The following is a 13182-nucleotide window of genomic DNA, read 5'->3' as shown; positions in this document are numbered from 1 at the left end:
GCTCCATCACTGCTCCACAGCTCACTCACGAGGGTGCTCGCTCATGAAGACAACCCACCGGACCGCCCCCACCGGGCAGCCCGATCCCGCGGACCGTCCCCGTCCCCGTACCCCCCGTACGGCCGCCGAGGTGTTCGACCGGGCCAAGGAACTGCTGCTCGCCCACGACATGCTCGGGTTCGCCGATCTGTGGGCGGCCGACGGGACCATGGAGTTCCCGTTCGCGCCGCCCGGCCGGCCGAGCCGGCTGGAGGGGCGCGAGGCGGTGCGGGAGTATGTGCGCGACTACACCGACCATCTGGACGTGCGCACGGTGACCCATGACGTCAGACACCGGACCGAAGACCCGGACACGCTGATCGTCGAGTTCGCGGTGGAGGGCGTCGCCGTCCGCACCGGCCGCCCGTACCGCATGGCGTACGTCGCCTTCATCACGGTCGAGGACGGCGAGATCACCGCCTACCGCGACTACTGGAACCCGCTCGCCGCCGGCCACACGCTGGGCATCCTCGACGAGCTGACCGCCGCGTACGCGGAGGGCCGGGCCGATGGCTGAACCCACCGTCCTGGTCACCGGCGCGACCGGGAACACCGGCTCCCGGCTGCTGCCGCTTCTCGCCGCGCGGGGCGCCCGGATCAGGGCGGCCGCCCGCCGCCCGGCCCCCGCGGCGGGGCCGCACGAGACCGTCCGGTTCGACTGGCGCGACCCGGCCACCCACGCCGCGGCGCTGCGCGGGGCGACCCACCTGTACCTCATCGCCCCGGTGGCGGAGGCCGAGCCGCTGTCGCTGGTCGAGCCGTTCCTGGCCGACGCGGTCCGCCAGGGCGTACGGCGCGTGGTGCTGCTCAGCTCCTCCGCGGTCACCGCCGAGACGCCGGGGCTCGGCTCGCTGCACCGGCTCGTCCAGGAGACCGCGCCCGAGTGGACGGTGCTGCGGCCCTCCTGGTTCATGCAGAACTTCACCCGCGACCACCCGGTGGCCCAGGCGATCCGCGCGACCGGCGAGATCGTCACCGCCACCGGGGACGCCAGGGTCGGCTTCGTCGACGCGGGCGACATCGCCGCCGTCGCGGCGCGGGCCCTCCTGGACGAACGGCCGCACGACACCGCGCACATCATCACCGGGCCCGAGGCGATCGGCTACGGCGACGCCGCGCGCATCATCGCCGAGGTCTCCGGCCGGGCCGTCCGCCATGTCGCGGTGGACACCGCGGCCCTGGCCGGGCGGCTGACCGACGCGGGATACCCGAAGGAGTTCGCCGCCATGCTGGCCGGGCTCGACGAGGACATCCGGCGCGGCGCGGAGGACCGCACGACCGACACGGTGCTCCGGGTCACCGGGCGCGCCCCCCGCTCCTTCCGCGACTTCGCCGTCGAACACCGCGCGGCCTGGGCCTGAGCGCGCGCCGGAACTACCGGAAGAGCGCGTACGAGGCGCGGTCCCGGGGCCGGGGCGGGGCGCTGTCCCGCAGCGCGGCCCATAACACCCGGCTGTCGGTGAGCGGGCCGCCCGGCACGACCAGCCAGATGTGGCCCTGCCGTACGCAGCCGGGCCGGGGGCAGCGCAGCACCCGGCCCGGCCCGGCGGCGGCCACGGCGCGGCGGCGGCCGTACCCGGTCCCCTCCAGCCACGCCTTCCACTCCCGGGCCGAGCCCGGCGGCACGAGGAACGACAGCACATGGCTGGCGGTGGCCAGCATCACCGGGCCGATCGCCGCGTCGCGCCCCCGCAGCTCCTGGACCACCGCGAACCCGACGTCGTCGGACATCCGGACCAGATCGAAGAGCGGGCCCACCGGGAGGTCGGCGAGGCCGTCGCCGCTGGCCCACTGGAGGCGCACCCGGCCGGGCTCCTCGCCGGTCGACGACAGCAGCCAGTCGGCCGCGCCGGTCTCCACGGTGCCTGGCCTACGCATAGCGCCTCCGCTCCCCCACTGTCCCGTCCGCTGTCCGCACCGCTGCCCGGAGGCCCCGCGCTCTGCCACTTCCCCGTCGGCCCGTCCTGCCGCCGGGGCTACCGCGCCCGGTCGAGCGCCAGCGTGAACCACACCTTCTTGCCCGCGCCGTCCCCGTCCGGCGGATCGGTGCCCCAGGCGCTGGCCAGGCCGTCGACGATGGCCAGCCCCCGCCCGCACTCCTCGGTCTCGGCCGCCGCGCGGAAGACCGGCGGGACCGGCGAGCCGTCGGCCACCTCGATGCGCAGCTCGTCCCCGGCGGGCTCCACACCCACCGTGACGGTGACGGTGTCGTCGGGGCCGCTGCTGCCGTGCTCCACCGCGTTCGCGAACAGCTCGTTGGTGGCCAGCACGGCGCTGTCCACGGCCTGGTCGAGCTTCCAGTACTTCAGGAAGGCGGTGAGCATCCGGCGGACGGCGAAGGCCCGGTCGGTCCGGGCCGGGAACTCGGCCCGGAAGAAGCGGCGGGTCGCCAAGGAGATCACCGGCCCCTCACCGCCTGTCGAGCCTGCCCCGCCCGCCCTGCCCCGTGGGCCCGGCGCGCCCGTAACGCGCCCGGCGCCGCGGGTGGTTGATGCCCTGCTAAGCGGGTAAGCGCATGCCGACGGCCCCCACCGCGGCATCCTCGCCGGGGGCGGGGGGTGCGCGCCCCTCGGCCCACCCACCGGGGCCGACTACCGCGGGCGGCTGCGGCCCGGTCACGGTGGGTGCCGGGTTGCGGCATGGAATCCTCCTTCGAAGACAGCGCGGGACGTGCGTCAGTCACCGTTCACGTAGACAAACGGTTGGACGGTCCGGTCGGCGAGGGGGCACGGGGGTTGTTCGGTTGTACGGGCGTAGTGGTTCGGGTCGCACACCGCGGGGACTGTACGGTCCGGGCGTGGCGAGCGCGAGTGAGGACCGCGGGCATCAGCCCTGGCCTGCGGGGTGGTCCGGGGTGAATGGCAAGCGGATCGTGGTCACCGGAGGCACCCGGGGCTTGGGTGAGCAGATCGTACGACTGTTGCTGGCGGATGGCGCGGCGGTCGCAACCTGCGCACGGACGGCGCACGATCTGGCCGCCCTGTCACGGTCGTTGCGCGGGCCGGAGCGGAATGCTCTGTTCAGCCGGGCGCTCGATGTCGTCGAGGCGGGACGGCTGGAGGCGTTCGTCGATGCCTCAGCGGCGCGTTTCGGCGGTCTGGACGGCGTGGTGGCCTGTGCGGGCGGCGCGCACGGGGGCGGTCTGGAGGACGCGGACGCCCACGACTGGGCCGCCACCTGGGAGTTGAACGTCGGTCACACCGCCCGGCTGGTGCGGGCCGCCGCGCCGCATCTGCGCGCGGCCGGGGGCGGATCGGTCGTGGTCATCGCGTCCATATCCGGCTGGAAGCCGGGACCGCAGGCCCAGTACGGCGCGGCGAAGGCCGCCCAGATCCACCTGGCCGCCTCGCTGGCCCGCGAACTCGGGCCCGACGGCATCCGGGTGAACGCCGTCTCCCCCGGGTCGATGCTCATCCCCGGGAAGCGCTGGGACCGGATGCGCGGCGCGGAGCCGGAGGCGTTCGCCAGGTTCGCGGCGGAGTTTCCGCAGGGCGAGCTGGTCGCGCCACAGGAGGTGGCCCGGGTCGTCGCGTTCCTGCTGTCGGACGCCGCCAGCGGCGTCTCCGGCGCGCATCTCCCCGTCGACCGCGCCCAGAACGCGCCGACCCCGGAGGGGTATTAGGCCCTGTCCGGCGGATCTTGACGCCGCGGCGGGCCGGGGAAAGGTCCGCCAGACACCTCCGCGGCCTGTCGATATGCGGCCGCGCCGCGCGGGGCCGCTGCCCCGGACCCAGGGGTCCAGGGGCAGAGCCCATGGTTCGGGCGCTGCCGGGAAGTGGGCCGCGCCCGTCCCTGCGCACCCCCGGCGGCGCAGGGTCCGGGCGAGGTCCCCTTCCGGGCCGCATGGCGGTGGAGCCCGGAAGGAGCTGTGGGCGGGAGTCGCGTGGGACGCGCCTCAGGCCGCAGCGCCGAGCAGGGTCCGGGACCGGAGCTCGAAGTCGCGGACCATGGGTTCGCCGCGGTGCGGCCGCAGCCGGCCGCGGAAGTCGCGCAGGGCCTGGACCGAGCGCTCGCTGTGCACACCGCTGAGCGCGCTCAGCGCCGCGTCGGCGGTGCCGATGGCCTCGTCGAGCCGGTTCTGCTGCAAATGCGCGGTGGCCAGGACCGAGCGGCTGATGGCCTGGCGGCGGCGCCGGTCGCCGTTGGCCCGCACCGACTTGTCCGCCGCGCGCTCGGCCTCGGCCGCGCTGCCCAGGTCGCGGAAGCACAGGGCGGCCTCGGCCGCCAGATAGTGGTGGTCGAGGAAGCGGACCCACTCCGACTCCTCCTCCGCGCCCCGGCTCGCCTCCAGCGCGGTGTCCGCCGCGCGCAGCGCGCGGGTGGCCTCGCGGGGCTCGTCGAGGGCGGCGTGTCCGCGGGCCGCCATCGCGTGCAGGCGCATCAGCCCCAGCGGGCTGCCCGCGTTCCTGGCCGTGGCCACGCCCACCCGGGCCAGCTCGACCCCGGCCTGGGGCTGGCCGAGGTTGGTGGCCAGATGGGACAGCCCGGCCAGGATCTGGCCGCCGAGGACCCGGTCGCCGCCTTCGGCGCACAGCCGCAGCGCCTGGGTCATATAGCGCTGCGCCAGGCCGTATTCGGCGTTGTCGTAGCTGCTCCAGCCGGCCATCGCGGCCAGCTTGGCGGCGGCGGTGAACAGTTCCCGCCGCTCACCCGTGGCCACGCCGCGCCGCTGGAGCATGGGGACGACCTCGGTCGACAGATACAGGACGATGCTGGCGCGGACCTGGCCGCCGCCGAAACGGTTGTCCATCTCGTCGAACATGCTGATCGCGGCGCGGACCTGCTCGATCCGGCCGGCGTCGGCGGCCGCGGCCGGATCGCCTGCGGCCGGGCCGGCGGTGCCCTGGTTCTCGACCAGCCACAGCAGCCATTCGCGCTGCGGGGTCACCAGCGCGCCGGCGACGAAGGGGACCGCGCCCAGCAGGCTGCGGCGGGATATGTCGGTGGAGCCGAGTTCGGCGAGCGTGTGCAAGGTTTCCGCCACGTCCTCCCGGTAGGCCAGCGCCCTTGCGACGACCGGGCGCTGTCGGTCGGGGATGAAGCCGAGCTCGGCGGGGGCCACCGGCCGGCCGAGCCGGTGGGAGAGCACGGCCGCGATCAGTTCGGGCGTCGTACCGCGGGGCTGGCCGCCCTGGAGCCAGCGGGTGACGGACGCCTTGTCGTAGTTGGAGGAGTGTCCCTGACAGCGGCCCAGTTCATTGACGCGCAGCGCCAGTGAGGCGTATGAGCAGCCGGATTCTCTGAGGGCCGCGGCCAGCGCCTGGTTGGGGGGCGAGCCCTGGTGCCGGGTGCCCGGCGCCGCGCCGCGGGTCACCGGGGCCACTCCTGGATCGGGCCGCTCGGGACCGGGCCGCGCGGTGCGGAGCTGCTGAGTACCCGTAACGCCTTATCGGACAAGGCCGGTTGAGGGCACCAGCCGTGGTGCGTGAGATGGGTCACGTGCCCACTATGCGCGCCGACAGACTCAGCTCGCAACCTTCGTCCTGATAATTTCAGAACGATCCGCATCGCTCTGTCCGGTGCTATCAGGTCGTGGCACACTGCACCCACATGACGGTGATTCCGGGAGGCAGGACGTGAGTGAGGCACGGCCGGGGAGCGCCGCCCCCACCGTCTTACGCATGGTCCTGGGCAAGCGCCTGCGCCATCTGCGGGAGCGGGCCAAGGTGTCGTTCGAGGAGGCGGCCCGGGCCGTCGAGGTCACCCCGCTGACGGTGCGCCGGATGGAGAAGGCCGAGGTCGGCCTGAAGATCCCGTACGTCAAGGAGCTGTTGCGGACCTATGGCGTCCCCTCCCCCGAGATAGACGACTTCCTGGATCTGACCCGGGAGGCCAACCAGCCCGGCTGGTGGCACCAGTTCCGCGATGTGGTGCCGGAGTGGTTCAGCGCGTATGTGAGCCTGGAGAGCGAGGCCACCGTCATCCGCGCCTATGAACCCCACTACGTCCCCGGTCTGCTCCAGACCGAGGACTACGCCCGCGCGGTGCTGCGCGCCGGGTTTCCCAATCACACGGACGAGGAGATCGAGCGCCGGATCGCCCTGCGCGTCAAGCGCCAGAGCCTGCTCTCCAAGCCGGACGCCCCGGCCATCTGGGCCATCCTGGAGGAGACGGCGCTGCGCCGCCCCGTGGGCGGGCCCGAGGTGATGCGCCGGCAGATCGACCATCTCGTCGAGGCCCTGGCGGCGCCCAAGGTCCGGCTTCAGATCATGCGGTTCGCGGCGGGCCCGCACCCCGGGGCCTTCGGTCCCCTGCACTACTTCCGGTTCGGATTCTCCGAACTGCCCGACGTCGTCTACACCGAGAGCGTGACCGGCGCGGTCTACGTGGACCAGCCGGGCGAGGTCGTCACCTGTCTCGAGGTGCTGGACCGGATGGCCGTCCAGGCCGAGCCGGTCGGCGAGACCATTCCCATCCTGGCCGAACTGCGTAAGGAGCTCTGACATGACGGACCCGGTCTACAGCGGAATGCCGGCCTTGGACCTCGGCACGGAGGGCTGGGAGAAGCCCTGGAGCGGAACCAACGGAGGCACCTGCATCGAGGCCAAGAAGCTGCCGGACGGCCGGGTCGCGCTCCGCCAGTCCACGGACCCGGCCGGCCCCGCCCTGATCTACTCCCGGGCCGAGGTGGCCTCGTTCCTGGAGGCCGCGAAGGCCGGCCGGGCGGACTTCCTGATCGCCTGACCGGCCCCCGACACCCACGGAAACCACCCCGCAAGCCGTCCCGGCAACCACTACGCCCGCACAACCGCACAACCCGGCCCCGGACTCCCCCCGGACGACCGGGCCGCGCACACTGAATGCCCCGTGCGGGATCAACGAACGGAACGGCGGGTTGACCGGGATGTCGGCATGACCGGGGTGGCGCGGATGGACTTCCACGAGGCGGTGCGGCGCCGCGTCCTGATCGTGGAGGGCTGTGGCGGCGCCGCCCGCGCCGGGCTGCTGACCTGGCTGGCCCACCGCCACGGGTTCACCGTCGAGCGCCCGCCCCGCGAGCTGCCCGCGCTCGACCCGGCGCGCCCGTACCGCGAGCTGCTGCGGCGCGGCGGGCGGCTCGCCCTGGACTCCAGGTTCGTCGGCGAGTTGGTCTACGGGCCGCTGCGCCGGGGACACTCCCGGGTGACCTGGATCGAGGCCTTCGACTTCGCCGAGGCGGTGGCCGAGCGCGGCGGCGCGTTTCTGCATCTGACGGCCCCGCCACCCGCGCTCGCGGGGCGGCCCGGCGGGCGGGACGCGACGGCGGCCGCGGCGGAGACCGAGGCCGTGGCGGCCGCCTACGAGCGCGCCTTCGCCACCCTCGCCCAGCACGCCCCGGTGCTCACCGTGCGCCCCGGCGCGGCGAAGTCCCTTGCCTCGGCGGTAAGTTGGAACTCCGCGCACGGCCTCACGCAGGGCAGGAGAATCCCTAGATGACTCACGGCTCGTCCACCCCCCACCAGCAGCCGGCCTCAGGCAAGATCGATACCTCGGTTCCGCACTCGGCCCGGATCTGGAACTACTGGATGGGCGGCAAGGACAACTACGAGGTCGACCGGGTGGCCGGCGACCAGTACCGCGAGGTCGCGCCCACCATCGAGGTCATGGCCCGCGCGTCCCGGGCGTATCTGATCCGCACGGTGACGCATGTGGCCGGAGAGGCCGGGATCCGCCAGTTCCTGGACATCGGCACCGGGCTGCCCACGTACGACAACACCCACCAGGTCGCCCAGCGGATCGCCCCCGAGGCCCGCATCGTCTATGTCGACAACGACCCCCTGGTGCTCCGGCACGCCCAGGCCCTGCTCACCAGCACCCCCGAGGGCGTCACCGACTACATCGACGCCGATCTGCACGACCCCGAGAAGATCCTTCAGGCCGCGACCAAGACGCTGGACTTCAGCCGCCCCGTCGCGCTGATGCTCATGGGCATCCTGGGCCACATCCAGGACTACGACGAGGCCCGGGCGATCGTGCGGCGGCTCCAGGAGGCGCTTCCGCCGGGCAGCTACTTCGTGCACTACGACAGCACGGACACGGACCAGGCGCTCAAGCAGGCCCAGCAGGGCTACGACGACACCGGCGCGGTGCCGTACGTGCTGCGCAGCCCCGAGCAGGTCGCGCGCTTCTACGACGGTCTTGAGCTGATCGAGCCCGGCATCGCGTCCTGCCCCCTGTGGCGCCCCGAGCCCCCCGACGCGCCCGTCGAGAAGACCGACGTCTACGGGGGCGTCGCCCGCAAACTCTGACGCCCCCGCCGCTCCCCGTCAGCGGATCTGCATGCCGGACAGGGTGCGGGCGATGACCAGGCGCTGGATCTCGCTCGTACCCTCGAAGATCGTGAAGATCGCCGCATCGCGGTGCATCCGCTCCACCGGGTACTCACGGGTGAATCCGTTGCCCCCGAGGATCTGCACCGCCTGGGCCGTCACCGCCTTCGCCGTCTCCCCGGCGAAGAGCTTGGACATCGACCCCTCGGCGGCGGTGAAGGGCTTGCCCGCGGTGGCCATCCAGGAGGCGCGCCACACCAGCAGGCGCGCCGCGTCGATCCGGGTGCGCATGTCGGAGAGCTGGAAGGCGATGCCCTGGTTGTCGATGATGGGCCGGCCGAACTGCACCCGGTTCTTCGCGTAGTCGAGCGCCACCTCGTACGCCGCGCGGGCCACGCCGACCGCCTGGGCGCCGACGGCCGGGCGGGAGGCCTCGAAGGTCGCCATGGCGGCGTTCCTGCCGCGCTCGGTGCCGGCGCGGGCCCGCTCGCGGGCGCGGGCGAGGCGCTCGTCGAGCTTCTCCTTGCCGCCGAGCAGACAGTGGCCGGGGACGCGGACGCCGTCCAGGACCACCTCGGCGGTGTGCGAGGCGCGGATGCCGTGCTTCTTGAACTTCTGCCCCTGGGAGAGGCCGGGGGTGCCCGGGGGCACCACGAAGGACGCGTGGCCGCGGGCACCCAGCTCCGGGTCGACGGAGGCGATCACGACGTGGACGCCCGCGATGCCGCCGTTGGTGACCCAGGTCTTGGTGCCGTTGATGACCCACTCGTCCTTGGCCTCGTCGTAGACGGCCCGGGTGCGCATCGCGGCGACGTCCGATCCGGCGTCCGGTTCGGAGGAGCAGAACGCGGCGACCTTCACGTCGTTCGCGTCGCCGTACATGGGCGGGATCCAGGTGCCGATCTGCTCCTCGGTGCCGTTGGCGAGGACGGCGACGGCGGCCAGGGAGGTGCCGACGATGGCGAGCGCGATGCCCGCGTCGCCCCAGAACAGCTCCTCCATGGTCATCGGGATGCCGAGGCCGGTGGGGTCGAAGTACTGCTGGGCGTAGAAGTCCAGTGAGTACAGCCCGATCTTCGCGGCCTCCTGGATGATCGGCCAGGGGGTCTCCTCCCGCTCGTCCCATTCCGCCGCGGCCGGGCGCATCACATCGACCGCAAATCCGTGAATCCAGTCGCGCACCGCCTTCTGGTCGTCGTCGAGCTCGAACGAGAATTCCGGCATTACCCCTCCACCTCACCATTACCGTCGGTAACAAGAGTCTGTTACTCGCGAGTAGACGATGTCAACTCCCACGGCAGATCCATCCCCCCGCGCCAGCCCGGAGTGTTACGTTTCGCAGGCGTAAAGAACGACCAGGGGGCGGGAGGCGACTTCATGGACACCGGCACCAGCCAGCGTGACGATCAGCAGCAGGCGGCCCAGCGGCGGCGCAAGGAGCTGCTGGAGGCGGCGGACCGGGTGGTGCTGCGGGACGGGCCGGACGCCTCGATGAACGCGATCGCCGCGGAGGCGGGCATCACCAAGCCCATCCTGTACCGCCACTTCGGCGACAAGGGCGGGCTCTATCGCGCCCTCGCCAAGCGCCACACCGACGCGCTCCTCGCCTCGCTGCGCGCCGCGCTCGACGCCCCCAACGACCGCCGGGAGCGCGTCGAGGCCACGCTGGACACGTACCTCGCGGCGATCGAGGCGCGGCCCCAGGTCTACCGCTTCCTGATGCACCCCGCCGAGGACGCCCCCCAGGCGGAGCAGGGCTTCGACATCGGCCGCCACTCGGCCCCGGTGCTGCGCCGCCTCGGCGAGGAACTGGCCAAGGTGATCACCGAACAGCTCGACCTCGGCCCCGACGGCACACGCGTGGCCCGCGTCTGGGGACACGGGATCGTCGGCATGATGCACGCGGCGGGCGACTGGTGGCTGCGCGAGCGGCCCTGCACCCGCGCCGAGTTGGTGCGGCACCTCACCGATCTGCTGTGGGGGCGGCTCACCATGGTGGACGACCGCATCGGCGCACCGCGCACCTGAGCGGACCCGGGGACCGGGCCTCAGGCCGTGTCCGCGGACCACGGCGCGCGCTGGGCCGCGCGCAGGGCGCGGCGGCGGCGCAGGCCGGTGAGCCGGTCGGTGAACAGGCGCCCGTCGAGGTGGTCGCACTCGTGCTGGAGACAGCGCGCGAAGAAGCCCGTGCCCTCCACCCGCACCGGCTTCCCGGCCACGGTCACCCCCTCCACGACCGCGTGGTCGTGGCGCGGGGTGCCCGCCTCGATGCCGGGCAGCGAGAGACAGCCCTCCGTCCCCCGCACCGTCACCCCATCGGCCTCGACCAGCCGCGGATTGACCACATGCCCCAGGTGACGGCGGTCCTCGTCGTCCGGGCAGTCGTAGACGAACACCCGCAGGCCCACGCCGACCTGGTTCGCGGCGAGACCGACGCCCTGCGCCGCGTACATCGTCGCGTACATGTCCTCGACCAGCCGCCCGAGGGCCGCGTCGAACGCGGTGACCTCCTCGCAGGGCGTGGCCAGCACCGGATCGCCGAGCAGCCGCATCGTCCGCACCAGTCCCCGACTGCCGGGGATCGCGCCGTTTCGCATGGCAGCAAAGCCTACGTGCCAGGCGTCGCGGGCCCGCGGGAATCGGGGAGGCAGGGTCTAGGTTGTGCGGGTGAGGTTCGGGACAGCGCCCGGATCTCGATAGGCTGATCCCCGACCGTGGCCTCCCGGCTGGCGATTCGGCGCGGAGGGGGCGTACCACCGGCGCCTCAGGGGGCAGGAGCGGCGCCGGTATGCGAGGAGGACGAAGACGATGGCAGGCAACTCGGAGCCGCTGTCGCCGCGGGCCAAGCTGGCCGTGACGGCGGGCAAGGCCGCGGCAGCGGTGTCGCGGGCGGCGGGCCGCGGCAGCGGATCGGTGATCGGCGGCAAGGTGGCCCTGCGGCTCGACCCCGAGCTGCTGGGCAGGCTGGCGCGACACCTGGACGTGATCCTGGTGTCGGCGACCAATGGCAAGACCACGACCACCCGGCTCATCGCCGAGGCGCTGCGGGCGGCGGGGCCCGTTGTCTCCAACGCGCTCGGGGCGAACATGCCCGCCGGTATCACCTCGGCACTCGCCGGCGGCTCCGACGCCCGTTACGGCGTGATCGAGGTCGACGAGAAGTACCTGGCCGGGGTGGCACGCGACACGGAGCCGAAGGCGATCGCGCTGCTCAACCTCTCGCGCGACCAGCTCGACCGGGCCGCCGAGACGCGCATGCTCGCGGAGAAGTGGCGAGAGGGCCTCTCCGGCTCCAAGGCCGTGGTGATCGCGAACGCGGACGACCCACTGATCGTCTGGGCCGCCTCCTCCTCGCCCAATGTGGTCTGGGTCGCGGCCGGCCAGGAGTGGAAGGACGACGCCTGGTCCTGCCCCTCGTGCGGCGGTGTGCTTCAGCGCCCCGGCGACGACTGGGTCTGCGGCGACTGCGGCTTCCGCCGCCCCGTCCCCACCTGGGCGCTCAACGGCGACTACGTGATGGACCCGCACGGCTCGGCCTGGCCGATCCACCTCCAGCTCCCCGGCCGCGCCAACAAGGCGAACGCCGCCACCTCGGCGGCCGTCGCGGCGACCTTCGGGGTGCCGCCGCAGGTGGCGCTGGAGCGGATGTACCAGGTCCAGGCGGTCGCCGGGCGGTACGACGTGGTCACCTTCCAGGAGCGCCAGCTGCGGCTGCTGCTGGCCAAGAACCCGGCGGGCTGGCTGGAGACCTTCTCCCTCATCGACCCGCCGCCCACCCCGGTGCTGCTGTCGGTGAACGCCCGGGGCGCGGACGGCACGGACACCTCCTGGCTGTGGGACGTGGACTACACCCGGCTCGCCGGGCACCCGATCTGCGTGATCGGCGACCGCAAGCTGGACCTCGCGGTGCGGCTGGAGGTCGCGGGCCTGGACTTCCGGGTCTGCGAGACCGTGGACGAGGCCTTGCAGATCGCCCCGCCCGGCCGGATCGAGGCGATCGCCAACTACACCGCGTTCCAGGACCTGCGCCGCCGCGTGGGCAACTGAGGCCGTACGAGCAAAAAGGGCAATCAAAATGCGACGGATGAACCAGAACAGCCTGCGGCTCGTGTGGGTCTACCCGGACCTGCTGAGCACGTACGGCGACCAGGGGAATGCGCTCGTCGTGGAGCGCCGGGCGCGCCAGCGCGGACTGGATGTCTCCCGCCTCGACGTCCGCTCCGACCAGCAGATCCCCACCTCCGGTGACATCTATCTGATCGGTGGCGGCGAGGACCGGCCGCAGCGGCTGGCGTCCGAGCGGCTGCGCCGGGACGGCGGGCTGAACCGCGCGGTCTCCAACGGGGCCATCGTGTTCTCGGTGTGCGCGGGCTACCAGATCCTGGGGCACGAGTTCATCAACGACCTCGGACAGCGCGAGCCGGGCCTGGGGCTGCTCGATGTGGTGAGCACCCGGGGCGAGGGCGAGCGCTGCGTCGGCGACGTCCTGGCCGACATCGACGACCGGCTGGGGCTGCCGCCGCTGACCGGCTTCGAGAACCACCAGGGCGTGACCCACCTGGGCCCGACCGCGCGCCCCTTCGCGCGCGTGCGGTTCGGGAACGGCAACGGCACGGGCGACGGCACCGAGGGCGCGTACAACGACACCGTCTTCGGCACCTACATGCACGGCCCGGTCATGGCCCGCAACCCGCACATCGCGGACCTGCTGCTCAAGCTGGCGCTGGATGTGAACGCGCTGCCGCCGGTGAACGACCAGTGGTACGACGCGCTGCGCAACGAGCGGATCACGGCGGCCACCCAGGCCTCCGCGTAACCGGCCCGGGCCCCTTCGGCCCGCCCGGTCCGCACCGTCCGCCCGCATGGCGGACACACCACGGCCCCGCCGCCCCCG

General features: G+C 73.1%; 15 protein-coding genes. 10 read left to right on the top strand and 5 right to left on the bottom strand.

All coding sequences use genetic code 11. From position 1 onward, the window contains the following. Positions 1–43 precede the first annotated feature (43 nt). Both ACZ4WQ_RS30600 and ACZ4WQ_RS30595 read left to right on the top strand, forming a co-directional pair. Positions 44–556 (top strand): nuclear transport factor 2 family protein, encoded by a 513-nt coding sequence (locus ACZ4WQ_RS30600; protein WP_385336600.1) that lies wholly within the window; start codon positions 44–46, stop codon positions 554–556. Continuing rightward, positions 549–1400, top strand: a complete 852-nt coding sequence (locus tag ACZ4WQ_RS30595) for an NAD(P)H-binding protein (RefSeq protein WP_385336597.1) — start codon at positions 549–551, stop codon at positions 1398–1400. The genes ACZ4WQ_RS30600 and ACZ4WQ_RS30595 overlap by 8 nt, the downstream gene beginning before the upstream one ends. A gap of 13 nt (positions 1401–1413) precedes the next feature. On the opposite strand, the gene ACZ4WQ_RS30590 is transcribed toward ACZ4WQ_RS30595, so the two are convergent. Both ACZ4WQ_RS30590 and ACZ4WQ_RS30585 read right to left on the bottom strand, forming a co-directional pair. Continuing rightward, positions 1414–1917, bottom strand: coding sequence for a hypothetical protein (locus tag ACZ4WQ_RS30590; RefSeq protein ID WP_385336594.1), 504 nt, complete (start codon positions 1915–1917; stop codon positions 1414–1416). 98 nt (positions 1918–2015) lie between these two features. Further along, the gene (locus ACZ4WQ_RS30585) at positions 2016–2441 is read right to left on the bottom strand and encodes an ATP-binding protein (RefSeq protein ID WP_311730614.1); all 426 of its coding nucleotides are present in this window, start codon (positions 2439–2441) and stop codon (positions 2016–2018) included. Positions 2442–2836: 395 nt separating this feature from the next. Between ACZ4WQ_RS30585 and ACZ4WQ_RS30580 the strand changes: the two genes are divergently transcribed. Further along, the gene (locus ACZ4WQ_RS30580; RefSeq protein WP_311730613.1) at positions 2837–3661 is read left to right on the top strand and encodes an SDR family NAD(P)-dependent oxidoreductase; all 825 of its coding nucleotides are present in this window, start codon (positions 2837–2839) and stop codon (positions 3659–3661) included. Positions 3662–3934: 273 nt separating this feature from the next. Here the strand turns inward: ACZ4WQ_RS30580 and ACZ4WQ_RS30575 are convergent, their stop codons facing one another. Then, positions 3935–5362, bottom strand: a complete 1428-nt coding sequence (locus ACZ4WQ_RS30575; protein ID WP_398373227.1) for a hypothetical protein — start codon at positions 5360–5362, stop codon at positions 3935–3937. A gap of 298 nt (positions 5363–5660) precedes the next feature. On the opposite strand from ACZ4WQ_RS30575, the gene ACZ4WQ_RS30570 reads away from it, so the two are divergent. From ACZ4WQ_RS30570 to ACZ4WQ_RS30555, 4 genes are all read left to right on the top strand, one after another. Further along, entirely contained in the window at positions 5661–6482 is an 822-nt protein-coding gene (locus ACZ4WQ_RS30570; protein WP_311730654.1) for a helix-turn-helix domain-containing protein, read from the top strand. A gap of 1 nt (position 6483) precedes the next feature. Further along, entirely contained in the window at positions 6484–6723 is a 240-nt protein-coding gene (locus tag ACZ4WQ_RS30565; RefSeq protein ID WP_311730611.1) for a DUF397 domain-containing protein, read from the top strand. 168 nt (positions 6724–6891) lie between these two features. Further along, a complete protein-coding gene (locus ACZ4WQ_RS30560; protein ID WP_398373224.1) occupies positions 6892–7455 on the top strand; it encodes a hypothetical protein in 564 nt (187 codons plus the stop codon). Next, positions 7452–8267 carry an SAM-dependent methyltransferase gene (locus tag ACZ4WQ_RS30555; protein ID WP_398373222.1) on the top strand — a complete coding sequence of 272 codons (816 nt, stop codon included), beginning with the start codon at positions 7452–7454 and terminating at the stop codon, positions 8265–8267. Before ACZ4WQ_RS30560 ends, ACZ4WQ_RS30555 begins: the two co-directional genes overlap by 4 nt. Before the next feature lie 18 nt (positions 8268–8285). Here ACZ4WQ_RS30555 and ACZ4WQ_RS30550 read toward each other — a convergent pair whose 3' ends face one another. Further along, positions 8286–9512: an acyl-CoA dehydrogenase family protein gene (locus ACZ4WQ_RS30550; protein WP_311730608.1), complete on the bottom strand. Its 1227-nt coding sequence runs from the start codon at positions 9510–9512 to the stop codon at positions 8286–8288. A 153-nt stretch (positions 9513–9665) separates the two neighbouring features. Between ACZ4WQ_RS30550 and ACZ4WQ_RS30545 the strand changes: the two genes are divergently transcribed. After that, positions 9666–10316 carry a TetR/AcrR family transcriptional regulator gene (locus tag ACZ4WQ_RS30545; protein WP_311730607.1) on the top strand — a complete coding sequence of 217 codons (651 nt, stop codon included), beginning with the start codon at positions 9666–9668 and terminating at the stop codon, positions 10314–10316. A 20-nt stretch (positions 10317–10336) separates the two neighbouring features. Here ACZ4WQ_RS30545 and def read toward each other — a convergent pair whose 3' ends face one another. Continuing rightward, positions 10337–10885 (bottom strand): peptide deformylase, encoded by a 549-nt coding sequence (def, locus tag ACZ4WQ_RS30540; protein ID WP_385336579.1) that lies wholly within the window; start codon positions 10883–10885, stop codon positions 10337–10339. A 211-nt stretch (positions 10886–11096) separates the two neighbouring features. Here def and ACZ4WQ_RS30535 point away from each other — a divergent pair, with 211 nt between their 5' ends. Both ACZ4WQ_RS30535 and ACZ4WQ_RS30530 read left to right on the top strand, forming a co-directional pair. After that, positions 11097–12335, top strand: coding sequence for a Mur ligase family protein (locus ACZ4WQ_RS30535; protein WP_311730605.1), 1239 nt, complete (start codon positions 11097–11099; stop codon positions 12333–12335). A gap of 37 nt (positions 12336–12372) precedes the next feature. After that, a complete protein-coding gene (locus ACZ4WQ_RS30530) occupies positions 12373–13104 on the top strand; it encodes a type 1 glutamine amidotransferase (RefSeq protein ID WP_311730604.1) in 732 nt (243 codons plus the stop codon). Positions 13105–13182 lie beyond the last annotated feature (78 nt).

The organism is Streptomyces sp. NPDC028305, from assembly GCF_055569495.1.
Note: the sequence above shows the minus strand (reverse complement) of the source record. Positions and strands in the feature narration are given on the sequence as shown.